17 protein-coding genes are annotated in these 16,653 nt (G+C 62.5%); 12 read left to right on the top strand and 5 right to left on the bottom strand.

All coding sequences use genetic code 11. The features are described from left to right. Positions 1-99 precede the first annotated feature (99 nt). The 3 genes from purH to ACK4FJ_RS08420 all read left to right on the top strand — a co-directional run bounded on the left by purH (position 100) and on the right by ACK4FJ_RS08420 (position 3,793). Positions 100-1,686, top strand: a complete 1,587-nt coding sequence (purH, locus tag ACK4FJ_RS08430; protein WP_409765409.1) for a bifunctional phosphoribosylaminoimidazolecarboxamide formyltransferase/IMP cyclohydrolase — start codon at positions 100-102, stop codon at positions 1,684-1,686. Between the two features lie 18 nt (positions 1,687-1,704). After that, complete coding sequence (locus ACK4FJ_RS08425) at positions 1,705-2,352, top strand: glutathione S-transferase family protein (RefSeq protein WP_409765408.1); 648 nt, start codon at positions 1,705-1,707, stop codon at positions 2,350-2,352. A gap of 178 nt (positions 2,353-2,530) precedes the next feature. Further along, positions 2,531-3,793, top strand: a complete 1,263-nt coding sequence (locus tag ACK4FJ_RS08420; protein WP_409765407.1) for a class I SAM-dependent methyltransferase — start codon at positions 2,531-2,533, stop codon at positions 3,791-3,793. Positions 3,794-3,826: 33 nt separating this feature from the next. On the opposite strand, the gene ACK4FJ_RS08415 is transcribed toward ACK4FJ_RS08420, so the two are convergent. Beyond that, the gene (locus ACK4FJ_RS08415) at positions 3,827-5,251 is read right to left on the bottom strand and encodes an MFS transporter (RefSeq protein WP_409765406.1); all 1,425 of its coding nucleotides are present in this window, start codon (positions 5,249-5,251) and stop codon (positions 3,827-3,829) included. 197 nt (positions 5,252-5,448) lie between these two features. Here ACK4FJ_RS08415 and ACK4FJ_RS08410 point away from each other — a divergent pair, with 197 nt between their 5' ends. The 8 genes from ACK4FJ_RS08410 (at position 5,449) to ACK4FJ_RS08375 (ending at position 12,966) form a co-directional block, all read left to right on the top strand. Next, positions 5,449-5,871 (top strand): globin family protein, encoded by a 423-nt coding sequence (locus ACK4FJ_RS08410; RefSeq protein ID WP_409765405.1) that lies wholly within the window; start codon positions 5,449-5,451, stop codon positions 5,869-5,871. Between the two features lie 25 nt (positions 5,872-5,896). Continuing rightward, positions 5,897-6,817 (top strand): alpha/beta fold hydrolase, encoded by a 921-nt coding sequence (locus tag ACK4FJ_RS08405; RefSeq protein ID WP_409765404.1) that lies wholly within the window; start codon positions 5,897-5,899, stop codon positions 6,815-6,817. A gap of 75 nt (positions 6,818-6,892) precedes the next feature. Next, positions 6,893-7,606: a response regulator gene (locus tag ACK4FJ_RS08400; RefSeq protein WP_409765403.1), complete on the top strand. Its 714-nt coding sequence runs from the start codon at positions 6,893-6,895 to the stop codon at positions 7,604-7,606. After that, the gene (locus ACK4FJ_RS08395) at positions 7,606-9,555 is read left to right on the top strand and encodes a PAS domain S-box protein (RefSeq protein ID WP_409765402.1); all 1,950 of its coding nucleotides are present in this window, start codon (positions 7,606-7,608) and stop codon (positions 9,553-9,555) included. Before ACK4FJ_RS08400 ends, ACK4FJ_RS08395 begins: the two co-directional genes overlap by 1 nt. A gap of 172 nt (positions 9,556-9,727) precedes the next feature. Next, on the top strand, positions 9,728-10,714 hold the full coding sequence (locus ACK4FJ_RS08390) for a TRAP transporter substrate-binding protein (protein WP_409765401.1): 987 nt from the start codon (positions 9,728-9,730) through the stop codon (positions 10,712-10,714). Positions 10,715-10,772: 58 nt separating this feature from the next. Next, positions 10,773-11,282, top strand: coding sequence for a TRAP transporter small permease (locus ACK4FJ_RS08385; protein ID WP_409765400.1), 510 nt, complete (start codon positions 10,773-10,775; stop codon positions 11,280-11,282). Positions 11,283-11,290: 8 nt separating this feature from the next. Further along, positions 11,291-12,601 (top strand): TRAP transporter large permease, encoded by a 1,311-nt coding sequence (locus ACK4FJ_RS08380; protein ID WP_409765399.1) that lies wholly within the window; start codon positions 11,291-11,293, stop codon positions 12,599-12,601. 8 nt (positions 12,602-12,609) lie between these two features. Next, entirely contained in the window at positions 12,610-12,966 is a 357-nt protein-coding gene (locus ACK4FJ_RS08375; RefSeq protein WP_409765398.1) for a RidA family protein, read from the top strand. A 15-nt stretch (positions 12,967-12,981) separates the two neighbouring features. Here the strand turns inward: ACK4FJ_RS08375 and ACK4FJ_RS08370 are convergent, their stop codons facing one another. Then, entirely contained in the window at positions 12,982-13,533 is a 552-nt protein-coding gene (locus ACK4FJ_RS08370) for a cupin domain-containing protein (RefSeq protein ID WP_409765397.1), read from the bottom strand. A gap of 178 nt (positions 13,534-13,711) precedes the next feature. Here ACK4FJ_RS08370 and ACK4FJ_RS08365 point away from each other — a divergent pair, with 178 nt between their 5' ends. After that, complete coding sequence (locus ACK4FJ_RS08365; RefSeq protein WP_409765396.1) at positions 13,712-15,040, top strand: aspartate aminotransferase family protein; 1,329 nt, start codon at positions 13,712-13,714, stop codon at positions 15,038-15,040. Between the two features lie 75 nt (positions 15,041-15,115). Here the strand turns inward: ACK4FJ_RS08365 and ACK4FJ_RS08360 are convergent, their stop codons facing one another. From ACK4FJ_RS08360 to ACK4FJ_RS08350, 3 genes are all read right to left on the bottom strand, one after another. Then, positions 15,116-15,676 carry an SRPBCC family protein gene (locus tag ACK4FJ_RS08360; protein ID WP_409765395.1) on the bottom strand — a complete coding sequence of 187 codons (561 nt, stop codon included), beginning with the start codon at positions 15,674-15,676 and terminating at the stop codon, positions 15,116-15,118. Positions 15,677-15,687: 11 nt separating this feature from the next. Then, positions 15,688-16,023 (bottom strand): metalloregulator ArsR/SmtB family transcription factor, encoded by a 336-nt coding sequence (locus ACK4FJ_RS08355; RefSeq protein ID WP_409765394.1) that lies wholly within the window; start codon positions 16,021-16,023, stop codon positions 15,688-15,690. Positions 16,024-16,309: 286 nt separating this feature from the next. Next, complete coding sequence (locus ACK4FJ_RS08350) at positions 16,310-16,516, bottom strand: hypothetical protein (protein ID WP_409765393.1); 207 nt, start codon at positions 16,514-16,516, stop codon at positions 16,310-16,312. Between the last annotated feature and the right edge of the window lie 137 nt (positions 16,517-16,653).

Raw genomic sequence — 16,653 nt, 5'->3', positions numbered from 1 at the left:
AGCCATTGAATTAGGATGGGTTTTACACGCCTTCCGGGGGTGGCCGCATCATGCTATAGCCTCGCCGCCTTCCCTCTCTCGCCAACGAGGCCCCTGCCGATGTCCGCCGACCTGATCCACGTGCGCCGTGCGCTGCTTTCCGTTTCCGACAAGACCGGGCTGGTGGAGTTCGGCAAGGCGCTGGCCGGCTTCGGTATCGAGATCCTGTCCACCGGCGGCACCTACAAGGCCCTGAAGGATGCCGGCGTGGCGGTGAGGGAAGTGGCCGAGCATACCGGCTTCCCCGAGATGATGGACGGACGGGTGAAGACCCTGCATCCCACCATCCATGGCGGCATCCTGGCCCTGCGCGACGAGCCCGAGCACAAGGCGGCGATGGACAAGCACAACATTCCGCCGATCGACCTCGTGGTCGTGAACCTCTATCCCTTCGCCGCCACGGTGGCCAAGGGCGCCGATTTCCCCACCTGCATCGAGAATATCGATATCGGCGGCCCAGCGATGATCCGCTCGGCGGCGAAGAACCATGGCTATGTGAACGTGGTGGTGGATGTGGCCGATTACGCCAAGGTGCTGGAGGCCCTGAAGGCCAATAACGGCGCCACGCCGCTGAAACTGCGCCGCGAGCTGGCCGCCAAGGCCTATGCTCATACCGGCAACTACGACAGCATGATCGCCACCTGGTTCGCGCGGCAGAATGGCGAGGATTTCCCGCCCACCCTGCTGCTCTCGGCCGAGCGCAAGCAGACGCTCCGCTATGGCGAGAACCCGCATCAGCAGGCGGCCTTCTACGTCACCGGCGACAAACGCCCCGGCGTGGCCTCGGCGAAACAGCTGCAGGGCAAGGAACTCAGCTACAATAACCTGAACGACACGGATGCGGCTTTCGAGCTGGTGTCGGAATTTTCCGACAAGCCTACCATTGCCATCATAAAGCACGCCAATCCCTGTGGCGTGGCGATGGCCGATACGCTGTCGGCGGCCTGGGACGCGGCCCTGCGCTGCGATTCCACCTCGGCTTTCGGCGGCATCGTCGCCATGAACCGCAAGCTCGACAAGGCCACCGCCGAGAAGATCGGCGCCATCTTCACCGAGGTGATCGTCGCCCCCGATGCGGATGACGACGCCAAGGCATTTCTGGCGGCAAAGAAGAACCTGCGCCTGCTGATCACCGGCGGCATGGCCGATCCGGTGGCACCGGGCTGGTTCGTGAAATCGGTGGCCGGCGGCTATCTGGTGCAAACGCGGGACGCCGGCCGCATCACCGAGGCCGACCTCAAGGTGGTGACCGAGCGCGCACCGACCCCGCAGGAACTGGCCGACATGCTGTTCGCCTTCCGCGTCGGCAAGCATGTGAAATCGAACACCATTGTTTATGCCAGGAACGGCGCCACCGTCGGTATCGGCGCCGGCCAGATGAGCCGCGTGGACTCCGCCCGCATCGCCTATCGCAAGGCCCAGGATGCCGCCAAGGCCGCGGGGCTATCTGATGCACTCACGAAAGGCTCGGTGGCCGCCTCGGATGCCTTTTTCCCGTTTGCCGACGGCCTGGAAGTGCTGGTCGAGGCCGGCGCCACCGCCGTGATCCAGCCGGGCGGTTCGATCCGCGACCAGGAAGTGATCGACGCCGCCAACAAGGCGGGCCTTGCCATGGTGTTCACCGGCATGCGCCATTTCCGCCACTGACCGGAAAGGCATCGCGCGATGTACAAGCTGTTTTGGGCGCCTGGCACCGCGGCAATGGCGCCGCAGGCCGTTCTGGAAGAAATCGGCGCCGCCTACGAGATGGTGAAGCTGGACATCGCCGCCAGGGAACACGAGCAGGCGGAGTATAAAAAGCTCAATCCGAACGGTCGCATCCCGACTCTGGTGGATGGCGATTTCGTCATCTTCGAGACTGCGGCGATCTGCCAGTATCTGAGCGACCGGCATCCCGAAGCCAATCTAGCACCGCCATTGGGCAGCCATGCCCGCGGCCGGCATTACCAGTGGCTGACCTTCATGACCAACACCGTGCAAGTTGCCTTCATCGACTGGTTCCATCCCGACTGGACCTTCGCCGATGCGGGGCAGCAGGCCGCCCTCAAAGGCGCCGCCGAAGAAAAGCTGTATCGCGCATTCCAGGTATTGGACGACGGGATCGGCAGCCATCGCTGGGTGACCGGCGAACAGTTCACGACCTGCGACATCTATCTGACGATGCTCGCACGCTGGAGCCGTTTCCTGGCCCGGCCGATGTGGCAAGGACGGAATATCCGCCGCGTGGTGGGCGCCACCCATATCCGGCCGGCTTTTCAGCGCATGATGCAGAAGCAGGGCATCGCCTGGGCGGAAAACTGGCCGCAGGCCTGAGTTTGCCCGGCGGCAAGCGGAACTGTCCCGAGAATAGAATACCCGCGTAACCAACTACTGGGTATATCGCAACCAGTCCGGAGAGCCGGCCTGAACAACCCCTCTTGTCCGGCACAGACCCGCGCGCCAATATGACAGGGGATGGGGCGTTATCTCTTTCTTCGTATGGAGATTCCGCATGTTGCTTCATGGCGTTCTTAAACGGCTGGTCAAGACCGGCGCGCTGACCGTGATCGACCATCATGGCCGGCCCCAGCATTACGGCGCTGCCGCCAACACAGACGGGCCGGACGACCGCCGCGTCGTGATCCGCCTGCACAAGGCATCCACGGCCTGGCGGCTGGCGCTGAATCCAAAGCTGGCGCTCGGCGAGGCCTATATGGATGGCGACCTCACCATGGAGCGGGGATCGATCTACGATTTCCTGACCACGGTGGTGCAGGATATGGGTCCGCATGGTGCGCTGCCCTTCCAGGGACTGATGCGCCTGTGGGAACGGACGGTGCGCCTCTGGTACCAGTTCAATCCGGAGGCTGCCGCCAGCCGCCGCGTGCGGCACCATTACGATCTGGATGGCCGGCTGTACGACCTGTTCCTGGATACCGACAAGCAGTATTCCTGCGCCTATTTCCCGACGCCGGACACCACGCTGGAACAGGCGCAGCTGGCCAAGAAACGCCATATCGCGGCCAAGCTGAAGCTCGAACCCGGCATGACGGTGCTGGAGATCGGCTGCGGTTGGGGCGGGCTGGCGCTGTATCTGGCCGAGACCTGCGGCGTGGAAGTCACCGGCATCACGCTGAGCCATGAGCAGCACGCCATTGCCACCCGCCGCGCCCAGGAACGCGGTTTGAGCGACCGCGTGAAATTCCACATCCAGGACTACCGCACGCTGGCCGGACAGTTCGACCGTATCGTTTCTGTCGGCATGTTCGAGCATGTGGGCGTGCCGCATTACCGTGAATATTTCAGCGGCATTCATCGCCTGCTGAAAGACGATGGCGTGGCGCTGCTGCATTCCATCGGCCGTTCGGAAGGCCCCGGCACCACGCCGGCCTTCATCCGCAAATACATCTTCCCCGGCGGTTACATCCCGGCCTTGTCGGAAGTGATTCCCGTGGTGGAGCAGAGCCAACTCTGGGTGACGGACATCGAAATCCTGCGCCTGCATTACGCCGAGACACTGAAACACTGGCGCGAACGTTTCCTGGCCCAGTGGGACAAGGCCAAAGCGTTGTATGACGAGCGCTTCTGCCGCATGTGGGAATTCTATCTGGCCGCCTCGGAAGTCACCTTCCGCCACTGGGGCCATATGGTGTTCCAGGCGCAGTTGACCAAAAAGGTGGACGCCCTGCCGATCACGCGGGACTACATGAACGAGGGTGAGCGCGCCCTGGCCGCCCGCGAGAAACCGCAGCGGCCGTTTGCCAAGACGGGCTGAACATCCGTCAATACTCGCGACAGGGCCGGGGCATCAGTCCCGCACCGGCTCTTTCACCTTCCATAGCAGCACGAAGCCCGCGCCCAGGAAAATCAGCACGATGGCGGCCGCGATGCGCTGGGTATCGAACATGGCCGTGGCGATGCCGATCAGCAGGGGCGCGAGGAACGTAGTGGCGCGGCCCGACAGCGAGAAGATGCCATAGAACTCGCCGACCATCTGCGGCGGGCTCAACCGCGCCACCAGCGTGCGGCTGGCGGCCTGCATCGGCCCCATGCCGAGACCGAGCAAGACGGCGCAGAGGAAAAAGACCTGCTCGCCCGTGGCGCTGAACAGCCCGGCGCCGGCAGCGCGCGGCGCCACATCGATGACGAACAAAACCTTGTCGGCGGTGATCGACAAAATACCCAGCGTGCCGAGCGCGACGGAGACGATGGCGAATTGCACCGCGCGTTTGGAGCCGATGCGATCATCCAGCCAGCCGCCGGCGATCACGGCGGGGATCGCGATCACGTTCAGCGCGATGCCGAACAGGCCGAGTTCCGTCGTGCCCCAGCCGAAAATACCCGCGGCGTAAATGCCGCCGAAGCCGATGATGGCCACCAGTCCGTCGTAATAGATCATGTAGGCGATCAGGAAACGCAGCAGATTGCCGTATTCCCGCATGTGGCGCACGGTGGCGAAAACCTGTGCGATGCCGGCTTTCGCCACGGCCAGGAAGGGTTGACCGGAACCCGGACGATCCGGCGTGAACAGGAACATGGGCAGGACGAACAGCGCCACCCAGAGCGCGGTTGCCGGACCGATGATGCGCTCGGCTTCAAAGCTGTCGCGTTTCAGGCCCAGAAACGCTTCGCCTTCGGGCGGTTTGATGCCGACCAGTTCGGGCTGCGAGACGATCAGCACGGTAAACAGCGCGATCAGTCCGCCGGCATAGCCCAGCCCCCAGCCGATGCCGCTCAGACGCCCGACATGGCGCGGCGTTTCCAGCGCCGGCAGCAGCGCATTATTGAACATGATGGAATATTCGGCCGCGATATTGGCCAGTACCAGCCCAAGGATCACCAGCGGCAACAGCTGCAATTGCCCGGGTTGGGCCAGCCACAGCAACGCGCAGCCGAAGGCCAGCAGGATCTGAAAGAAGAACAGCCACGGCTTGCGGCGGCCGCCGGCATCGGCGATAGCCCCGAGAAACGGCGCGCCCAAGGCCACCAGCGCCGCCGAGAAGGCTATGGTGAACCCCCACAGCGACTGCCCCTCAACGGGATCGCCGATCACCTTGGCCGTGAAATAGGGAGCGAAGATGAAGGTGGTGATGACGGTGAAATAAGGCTGGTTTGCCCAGTCGAACATCGCCCAGGACAGCCGCGCCAGCCAGGAGGCCGGGGCCTTGCCTGCCTTTTCCTGTATGTCCTGCCCTGACCCGGCCGACGCCCGCTGCGAAATATCTGGCGCCATGCCTATCCCCGTTTTCCGCTCCACACGCCCGCCCCCAACGACCCAGCAAGCCGGCAATCGCTACAGGAATGGCATGACCCTGCCATGACAAGGCACCAGAAACAATTGAAACACTTTTCGCAGATGCGAGACACAGAACCGAAACGGTGTACCCCGATAAGCGCGCCAACTTGAACCCGCACTTCCGGAGACCCTACATGACCCCCGCCCAGATCGCCCTTGTCAAAGACAGTTTCGTCAAGGTCCTGCCCATGAAGGAGGTGGCTGCCGCTGCATTCTACGAACGGTTGTTCACCCTGGATCCTTCCCTCAAGCCCCTGTTCAAGGGCGACATGCGCGCCCAGGGCCAAAAGCTCATGTTCGCCATCGGCTCGGTAGTGGCGGCGCTTGACCATCTGGACACGGTGATCGAAGGCGTACAGTCGATGGCCCGGCGTCATGTCGGCTATGGGGTGAAAGATACCCATTATGCCACCGTGGGCACCGCCCTGCTGGATACCCTGGCCAGCGCTTTCGGCGATAGCTTCACACCCGACCTGCACGATGCCTGGGCGACGGCCTACGGCATTCTGAGCCGCGCCATGATCGAGGCGGCGAACAATCCGGCCCAGGCTGCCTAAACGCAGCTCTGCAGGATTCCAGATCATGACACCATTTGCAGCCATCGCCGCCAATGACCGCTCGCCGGCTGACGCCGGCGCGACCATGCAGATTCCCATACAGGCGTTTGTGGGTCCACGCGGCACGCTTGTGCACCAGTTCACGGCCGGCGATGGCGCCCCGGTAATTGCCTTGCATTGCTCCGGCGGTCAGGGCGTGATGTGGCGCGGGATGCTGCCCTGGCTGGGCGATACCTTCCGTCTGCATTGCCCCGATTTATATGGCTATGGCCGTAGCGAGCCGTTCCCGGCCGGCAACCGCATGACGCTGGATGACGAGGCCGAACTGGTCGGCGCACTCCTGCGGCGATTCGATCGGCCCGTACATCTGATCGGCCATTCCTATGGCGGTGCCGTGGCCCTGCGCACCGCGATCGATCATGCGACACGGCTGTGCAGCCTGACCCTCTACGAACCAGTGGCTTTCCACCTGCTGCGCCCCGAACTGGGCGGACATGCACCCGCGCTGCATCAGATTCAGATTCTGGCCGCCGACATGCGGACCGCCTATCTGCGCGATGATGCCACCACTGCCGCGCGGCTGTTCATCGATTACTGGAACGAACCGGGCAGCTTCGACCGCATGACGCTCCAGCGCCAGGCCGCCCTGATCGTGCAGGTGCCGCGATTGTGGCTGGATTTCGTGCTGACCCTGGGCTGCAAAACCATGCCGGCGAGTTACCGCAGCCTGAAACTGCCCGTCTTGCTGCTCAGTGGAATGCGGTCGCCTGGCACCGTCAGGCTGATCGCAGACCGTCTGGCTGGCCTGTTGCCCGCCGTCCGTCATGCCATTCTCCCCGATCTGGGCCATATGGCACCGGTTAGCCACCCAGATGCCGTTGCCCGCGTCATGTTGCCGTTCCTGCGGGCCTGCGAAACCAGCCACCAGCAGCGCGCCTGCGCCTGAAACGGCCGCGTGCAATCAATGATGGACGAGTCCCGGCGCCCCTTGCTATCACAAGGTGGAGGCAGAGGTCGCGGCATGACAAATCAACCGCATATTATCGTGGTGGATGACGAACAGGGCATTCGCGACATGGTGGCTGAATATCTCGGCCACCATGGCTTTGCCGTGAGTACGGCAGGCGACGCCGATACCTTTCGCAGCCTGCACGCCGAACGCCCTGCCGATCTGGTCATTCTGGACATCACCATGCCGGGCGAAGACGGGCTTAGCCTGGCGCGCTGGCTGCGCGCCCGGTCAAAAATCGGCATCGTCATGCTGACGGCAGCCGACGAGGTCATCGACCGTGTCGTCGGCCTTGAGGTTGGCGCCGACGATTACATCACCAAACCGTTTGACCTGCGGGAACTGCGCGCCCGGATCAAGACCATCCTGCGCCGTGTCGGGGATATTACCACGGCGACAGATGACGATGTTATTCGCTTTGGACAGACGTATCTCAACCTGCCCAGCCGTAAACTCTATGACATGACAGGCAACGAGATCGTCCTCACCGCCATGGAGTTCGACCTGCTGGCAGCTTTTGCGCGCCACCCCAACAAGGTATTGAGCCGTGACCAGTTGCTCGACCTGGCACACCACCATCACTGGGAACCTTTCGATCGCAGCATCGACATCCGCATCGCCCGACTGCGACGCAAGATTGAAGTCGATCCGGGGAAACCCGAAATCATCAAGACCGTACGCGGCGCCGGCTATATGTTCAGGCGAAATATGGCGACATCCTCATAATGCCCGATAGCCTGCCATACGGCCTGGAGCAGATCAGGCCATTGCTGGAGGCATCGCTGGATGGCGTGATCGTTACCGACCGCCAGGGCAGAATTATCGTATTCAATCCTGCAGCAGAGGCCATGTTCGGTCGGAGCAGCCGCGACGTGATCGGGCAGCCAGTTGGCGGCGTTGTCGTTCCTTCGCATCTGCGCAGCAAACATGAAACGGCAATGCTGCGTCGACTAGCCGATACGGCCGACACATCCAGCCGCCAGCGGTTCGAGACCGAAGGCATGCGCGCCGATGGCAGCATCTTTCCGGTCGAACTGACCGTCACCGAGCTTCTGCTATCCGGCGGCGAGCGCATGCTAGTGGCTTACCTGCGCGACATCACCGCGCGGCAGCAATTACGGATGAGCGAGGAGCGCTATCGCCTGGCGATCCGCGGCGCAAATGACGGCATATTCGAATGGGATGTCGAGCATGGCACTGCATTCTATTCAGAGCGACTGGAAGAGATCGTCGGTCGCCGCGCCAGCGATCTGGGCGACAACATTACTGCCTGGCATGAGCATGTGCATCCGGATGACCTGGAAGCGCTGAAACAGGAAACGCGGCGGCTGCTGCGCGGCGACATTCCGACCATTGCCATGGAATACCGCATTCGCCGTGCCGACGGAGATGAACGCTGGATACAGGTGACCGCCGCCACGGCCCGCGACTCTCACGGTCGGGTACTGCGTGTGGGCGGTTCGATTGGCGACATCACCGAGCGCAAGCGCAGTGCCGCCAAGATAGAAAGTCAGCGCGAAGCGCTGTATCAGTCAGAGAAGTTGTCTGCCCTCGGTTCGCTGCTGGCCGGCGTCGCACACGAACTGAACAACCCGCTTTCCATCGTGGTGGGGCATGCCCAGATGCTGAAGGAAAGCGCGGCAGGAACGTCTTTTGCCGAGCGTGCGGACAAGATTGAAGTCGCCGCTGCGCGCTGCGCGCGGATCGCCCGCACATTTTTGGCAATGGCGCGGCAGCGGCGACCGTCGCGACGGCGCGTGGTGCTGGATCGCGTGATCGAAGATGCACTCAACCTGCTGGATTACAATCTGCGCAGTGCGGGGATCATGGTGGAGCGGCGCTATGATGCCGACCTGCCCGCCATCAATGCCGATCCCGACCAGATCAACCAGGTGATCAGCAACTTGATCGTAAATGCCCAGCAGGCGCTGGCGGGCCGGTCGGAATCGGGGCGGATCGTCGTCAGCGTGGCTTGTAGCGCGGACAATCAATGGCTGGAGGCCCGCATTGAGGATAATGGCCCGGGCATCCCTGCTAATCTGCGGCGACGGGTCTTCGAGCCGTTCTTTACGACCAAGCCGCCTGGTCATACGCCGGGCAGCGGCACTGGAATCGGACTGGCCGTCAGCCACGGCATCGTCACCGCGCATGGCGGTCAGCTGGAGGTAGAGGAGGCGCCGGGCGGCGGCGCCTGTTTCGTTCTGCGCCTTCCCATCGGCGAGGCCATCACCGCGGAATCGCCAGATGGCAAACCATTGGGAACCAATTTACCGGGAGCCGACGGACAGCACGCATTGGTGGTAGACGACGAAACTGGTGTCGCCGATCTGCTGGCTGAAATCCTGCACGCCACTGGACTAAAAGTTGTGGTGGCGGCGAGCGGCTATGATGCACTGGAACGCATCAGCCAGACGCAGTTCGCCGTAATCCTTACCGATTTGCGCATGCCTGGTCTCGATGGGCGCAGCCTGTTTCACCGGCTGCGCGCGGAGAATCCAGACCTCGCACGGCGTATCGTGTTCGTCACCGGCGACATGCTGAGCGCGGATATTGCTGAATTCATCCGCAACAGCGGGCAACCATGCCTTGAAAAGCCATTCTCGCCAGGCGACCTACGCCGGGCCATTCGCCAGATCATAGATACAAGGCAGAGTCCGGCCATCACCGCGTCTTGATTTAGAGACAGCCATCCTGTTGATTTAGAGACAGCCATCCTGCCCTTTTTTGCGCCAGCCGGTTTTTCGCGCGACTTGGTCTTGCCAAATCCGGTCATACGATGACAAACTATTTTCAATGCGCAGTTTCCTCACGCCGAGGAGGCGCATGATCCAACGGGGAGATTATCGAATGTCTTACAAGACGTGGCTTAGCGCTGCCGTGGTCGGCGGCGCATTGGTGGTTGGTGCGCAGGGTGCGGCGCTGGCCCAGACCAAGTGGGATCTGCCGGGCGCCTATCCGGCGGGCAATTTCCACACCAAGAACATGGTGCAGTTCGCCGAGGACGTGAAGAAGATGTCCGGCGGGAAGCTGGAGATCACCGTGCATCCGGGCGCCTCGCTGTTCAAGGCCCCCGAGATCAAGCGCGCGGTGCAGACCGGCCAGGTCCAGATCGGCGAAGTTCTGATGGTCAACATCGAGAACGAGATTCCGGTCTTCGGCGCCGACGGCGTGCCCTTCCTCGCCACCAGCTTCGATGCCGCCGCCAAGCTGTGGGCTGCGCAGAAGCCGCTGATCGAGAAGAAGCTGGCCGATCAGGGCATGACGGCGCTGTATGCCGTGCCGTGGCCGCCGCAGGGCATCTACTCCAAGAAGGACATCAACAAGGTGGAGGACCTGAAGGGCGTCAAGTGGCGCGCCTACAGCCCGGCCACCTCGCGCATCGCCGAACTGGTGCAGGCGCAGCCAGTGACCATCCAGGTTGCCGAACTGGCGCAGGCGCTGGCCACCGGCGTGGTCGACACGATGATGACCTCGGGCGCCACCGGCCGCGACTCCAAGGTCTGGGAAAGCCTGACCCATTATTACGATACCCAGGCCTGGCTGCCGAAGAACCTGGTCTTCGTGAACAACGACGCGTTCAAGAAGCTGGATGCCGCCACCCAGAAGGCCGTGAAGGATGCCGCTGCCGCCGCCGAGAAGCGCGGTTGGGAGACCTCGAAGGTCGAGACCGAGTCGGCCAAGGCCGACCTGGTCAAGAATGGCATGAAGGTGCAGCCGCCGAGCGCCGAACTGAAGGCCGGCCTTGAGAAGGTGGGCGCCACCATGATTGAGGAATGGGTCAAGAAGACCGGTGCCGATGGCAAGACCATCGTCGACAACTACAAGAAGATGTAAATCCCAGCCGGGCGGGCCTCAAAACCCGCCCGGCGCCTTTTCCGCCATCGAGTTTCTCATGCGCTCTCCGTTACAGCCGCTCTACCGGGCCAGCCTCTGGCTCGCTGGCCTGTTCATGATCGCCCTGCTGGCGACGATCATCCTCAGCATTCTCGGACGCCAGTTCAATTTCTACATCCGCGGCATCGACTCCTATGCCGGTTACTTCATGGCCGCGGCATCCTTCCTGGCGCTCGCCGGCACGCTGGTGAAAGGCGACCATATCCGCGTCACCCTCGTGATCAGCCGCTTCTCGGGCAAGCCGCGCCGCGGGCTCGAGTTGTTCTGCCTGGTGCTGGCAGTGCTGATCAGCGGCGCCTTCGCCTTCTACAGCGTGAAGATGGCCTGGTGGTCCTACAAGTTCAACGACATCAGCACCGCGAACGATGCGACGCCGCTGTGGATTCCGCAGATCGCCATGGCGCTCGGCACGGTGATCTTCTGCATCGCATTCATCGAGGAACTGGTCCTGGTCCTGCGCGGCAAGCCGCTTGACAGCCAGAATGCCGAACTCGCCCGCACCGAATAGGCCCTGACATGGACCAGATCGTTATTGCCGTTTTCCTGATCGCTGCACTTTTCGCGTTGTTTGCCGCCGGCTTGTGGATCGGTCTCGGCCTGCTGGCCTGCGGCTGGCTCGCAATGGCCCTGTTCACCTCGCGCCCCGTGGGCGATGCCATGGTCACCACCATCTGGGGCGCCAGCTCCAGCTGGACGCTGACCGCCCTGCCGATGTTCATCTGGATGGGCGAAATCCTGTTCCGCACCAAACTGTCGGAAGACATGTTCCGCGGCCTGGCCCCGTGGATGACGCGCATTCCCGGCCGCCTGCTGCACACCAACGTGATCGGCTGCACCATCTTTGCTGCCGTTTCGGGGTCATCGGCCGCCACCTGCGCCACCATCGGCAAGATGAGCATCCCGGAACTGCGCGCGCGCAACTACCCCGAAGACCTGGTGATCGGCACCCTGGCCGGTGCCGGCACGCTGGGCCTGCTGATCCCGCCCTCGCTGATCATGATCGTTTACGGCGTCGCCACCGACGTCTCGATTTCCAAGCTGTTCATTGGCGGCGTGTTGCCCGGCATTCTGCTCGGTGCGCTGTTCATGGGCTATATCATCGTCTGGTCGCTGCTCAATCCGGGGCGGATACCGAAACCGACCGAGCAATACACCTTCCGGCAGAAGGTCTGGGCCTCGCGCCACCTGCTGCCCACCGTCGGCCTGATTATTGCCGTGCTGGGTTCGATCTATACCGGCATCGCCACCGCCACCGAAGCGGCCGGCCTGGGCGTCGTCGGTGCGCTGATCGTCGCCAAGACCCAGGGCTCGCTGACCTGGAAAACCTTTTCCGACAGCCTGCTGGGCGCCACACGCCTTAGCTGCATGATCGCGCTGATCCTGGCCGGCGCCGCCTTCCTGACCCTGGCCATGGGCTTCACCGGCCTGCCGCGCCATCTGGCCGACTGGATCGACAAGATGGACCTGAGTGCTGGCGCGCTGATCATCGTGCTGATGGTCTTCTATATCGTGCTGGGCTGTTTCCTGGATGGCATCTCGATGGTGGTGCTGACCATGGCCATCGTGCTGCCGATGATCGAGCGCGTGGGCATCGATCTGGTCTGGTTCGGTATCTTCCTGGTTCTGGTCGTGGAAATGGCGCAGATCACGCCGCCGGTGGGCTTCAACCTGTTCGTGCTGCAGGGCATGACCGGGCACCAGATTACCTACATCGCCAAAACGGCCCTGCCGCTGTTTGCGCTGATGTGTGTGGCGGTGGCGCTGATCTATTTCGTGCCCGGACTGGTCACCTGGCTGCCGAGCCAGATGATCGGCGGCGCCGGCTGAGGAACCCAATGATGCTGCCTATCACCCGTTTCCCCGGCATGGCGCCGGGCCGCAGCCGCGCCGTGGCTTACAGCAACCTGGTCTTCACCGTGGCCGTGGCCGATACGGCCGAACAGGATATACGCCGGCAGACCCAGGAAACGCTGGCCAAGATCGAGCGGCATCTGGCCGAGGCCGGCACGGATAAGTCGCGCCTGCTGTCGGTGACGGTCTATATCGCCGACATGGCGCAAAAATCTGCAATGAACGATGTCTGGCTCGGTTGGGTCGATCGCGCCAATGAGCCGCAGCGCGCCTGCATCGGTGCCACGCTGGAATACCCGCATATGGTGGAGATCGTCGCGGTCGCCGCGACGAAGGACTGACCGCCAGAAGCGCTGTCAGAAGCTGGGTGGCGTGCAGGCGCTGATCAACTCGCAGGGTTCCTTGCCCAGATTGCGGAAGCGGTGCGGCTGCGCGCTTTCGAAATAATAGGCATCGCCCGGCCCCAGCACACGGGCATGGCCCGCTACCGTCACCTCGATGCGGCCGCGGATCACCACGCCGCCTTCCTCGCCTTCATGGCGTAGCATGACGCGGCCGGTATCGGCCCCGGGGGCATAGCGTTCGACCAGGATCTGCAGGGACCGTCCGCTCAGGTCGGCGCCAACCTGGCGATAGCTGATCTTACCCTTGCCGACTTCCGCCAGCTCCTCTGCCGCGTAGAAGGCCTTGCGCGGCGCTGGCTGTTCTTCCATGGCGAAGAATTCCGCCAGGCCCATCGGCAGCCCGTCCAGCACGCGCTTGAGCGCGCCGACAGAGGGATTCACCTGATTCGATTCGATCAGCGAGATGGTGGCGTTGGTCACGCCCGCCCGCCGGGCCAGCTCCCGCTGCGACAGTTTCCGCGCGATCCGCACGGCTTTCAGCCGGCTGCCGATATCGATCTCCATGCCGCACCTCCCCGATGTCTGTTTCAGTGTTCATTATATTGAACATTTTGTCTTTTGATTTCAATTATTCCAATGCTTTACAAGAGACAAGAAAAGCGTTGTTTCGGCATCTCAAACTCCCCGATTATCGGCTGAGTTTCACCCCTGCCGCCCTTTTCAGCGCCGACCGGAGACACCCATGTCCGCCAACCCCACCGCCGTCCCGAACGATCTTGAATCCTTCTGGATGCCATTCACCGCCAACCGGCAGTTCAAGGCCAAACCGCGCCTGCTGGTGGGCGCCAAGGACATGCACTACACCACCCATGACGGCCGCCAGGTGATCGACGGCAGCGCCGGCCTGTGGTGCGTCAATGCCGGCCATTGCCGCCAGCCGATCGTGGACGCGATCAAGAAGCAGGCCGAGGAGATGGATTTTGCGCCCACCTTCCAGATGGGCCATCCGAAAGCCTTCGAATTCGCCGCCCGCCTCGCCCATCTGGCGCCCGGCGACCTGAACCATGTCTTCTTCGCCAATTCCGGCTCGGAAGCCGTGGATACCGCGCTGAAAATCGCCATTGCCTATCACCGCGCCCGCGGCGAGGGTGCCCGCACCCGCCTGATCGGCCGCGAACGCGGTTATCACGGCGTGGGTTTCGGCGGCATCAGCGTCGGCGGCATCGTCTCGAACCGCAAGGTTTTCGGCCCGATGCTGGCTGGCGTGGATCATCTGCCGCACACCCACAGCCTGAAGGACATGGCCTTTTCCAAGGGCCAGCCCGACTGGGGCGCACATCTGGCCGACGACCTGGAGCGTATCGTTGCCCTGCACGACGCCAGCACCATTGCGGCCGTAATCGTCGAACCGGTGGCGGGTTCCACCGGCGTACTGGTGCCGCCGAAGGGTTATCTCCAGAAGCTGCGCCAGATCTGCGACAAGCATGGCATCCTGCTGATCTTCGACGAGGTGATCTGCGGCTTCGGCCGCACGGGCGCCGCCTTCGGCGCCGACACCTTCGGCGTGATCCCCGACATGATGACGGTCGCCAAGGGCCTGACCAATGCCGCCGTGCCGGCCGCGGCCGTCTTCGCCCGCAAGCACGTGCATGAGGCCTTCATGCAGGGCCCCGAGCACATGATCGAGCTGTTCCATGGCTATACCTATTCGGCCCACGCGCTGGCCTGCGCCGCCGGCATCGCCACGCTGGACCTCTATCGCGACGAAGGCATCTTCGAGAATGCCAAAGCGCTGACGCCCTATTGGGAAGAAGCCGCGCACAGCCTGAAGGGCATGAAGAATGTCATCGATATCCGCAATTGCGGCATCATGGCGGCCATCGAACTGGCGCCGCGCGAGGATGGCCCGACTAAACGCGGCTACGAGGTCTTCGTGAAGGCCTATGAAAGCGGCCTGATGGCGCGCCTGACCGGCGACACCATCGCGCTGTCGCCGCCGCTGATCCTGAAGAAGCAGCATATCGACGACATCTTCGGCATCCTGAAGGACGCCATCCAGAGCGTGAACTGACCAGAAGCTAAACTGGCAGCCAGCGCGCTCCATGGCAAAGCCCGGCCGGGGAAACCTGGCCGGGCTTTTCGTTTGTTATTCGGGGAAATGCTTCCGATAAACCGGCTGCAGTTGGTCGAATTTCGACCAATAGGCCGGCGCCGGGTCGCCGTTCATCTGGGCGACCAGAACGCCCAGATGCGCATGCCAGCCGCAGGAAACCATCAGCCCCTCGCGGTTGCTCGTCAGGCGACGATGCGTCAGCACCAGAACAACGTTCTTGCCCTGCGATTCCAGCTCGAATAGCACTTCCGAGGCCGGGCTGCCGTCGCCCGCATCGCCCCAGGTCATGCCGAGCCTGCGCGGCGCCTCCAGCTGCGTGATCCGGCCGTTCAGCGACATCGGCCCGGTAAAAGGCTGCAGCCATTCCGGCACAGCTTCGTCTTTCGGCGCCAGCTTGGCATTATGGAAGTTGAGCGTCACCTTGCCGCCAATTCGCAATTCCATTTCGCCGGCCGCCAGCCAGGTGGCGCGTTTTTCCGGATCGGTGATGTATTCCCAGACCCGTTCGATGGGGCCCGGCAGCAGTCGCCGGAACCGGATGGCACCGGATTCCAGTACCGTGCCGAAGGCGTCGTTGTCGATTACGTGCTTCATGGAAAGAGTGTTCATCGCTTGCGTCCTTTCGCTTTCCTCTTGGCTGGGGCCGGCTTGCGCAACTCGGCCTCCAGGGCGTCCAGCCGCGGCCCCCAGAAGCGGCGCACACGATCAAGCCAGGCATCGATCTCGGCCAGGCCGTCTGGATTAAGCTCGTAAATCCGCCGCTGGCCATCGACCCGCACCCGCACCAGCCCTGCCTCGCGCAGCACTTTCAGGTGCTGCGATACCGCCGGCGCCGAGATCGCAAAGCCTTCTGCGATCTCGCCTGCGGCGCGTTGGCCGCGCCCCAGCAATTCAACGATCTGACGGCGGGTGGGATCGGCCAAAGCGGCGAAATGTTGCATGGCGCTTATAATTAATTTATAACTTAATTAAGTCAATACTTATTTTTATGCACCGCCGCGCCGCGATATATGTTGTGAAGTGCAGCTGAAAATGAAAGCCGTCAGCTTGAAATGAGAATCGTTTAGTTAAGAGTGAGACTAGGCAAGAACAATTGGATAATTTGGCGCCCCGCTCCATGCTCGTAAAACATACGAGCAATAGAGAAGCCAATGATCGATGGGTAGTTTACTTAGGTATGTGTAGAAGCTCCCACCATCTTGAAATGTCGGGATTCGGGTTGCCGAACTAGGTTCGTGCGTTCGCCGACACGCCAAACTCTGCGATAAGACAATCTACCGTCGTCTGGTCGCGGAGCTTGCAGACGATATTCTGGTTGGCGAAGGCGCCCTTGAACCATTTCGCTTGGGCGGGCTCGACGGTTTTTCGCCATTCGACATCAACCGCATATTCCGCACGATCTGCCGGCTCGCCGACACGGCGGGGCTCTGCCAATTGCCGCAACCTCTCCCGCGCTCATAGTAGCTGCATCGCCCAGATATGCAGGCCCTCCCGTAGCAGTCTCAACGTGAACCAAGGCTTTTCCGGAAAGACACGCATCTGCTGTGCCGCGCAACCGCCGGCTCACTGCG

The sequence above is a fragment of the Ferrovibrio sp. genome, from assembly GCF_046297595.1.
Taxonomy (GTDB): domain Bacteria; phylum Pseudomonadota; class Alphaproteobacteria; order Ferrovibrionales; family Ferrovibrionaceae; genus Ferrovibrio.
Note: the sequence above shows the minus strand (reverse complement) of the source record. Positions and strands in the feature narration are given on the sequence as shown.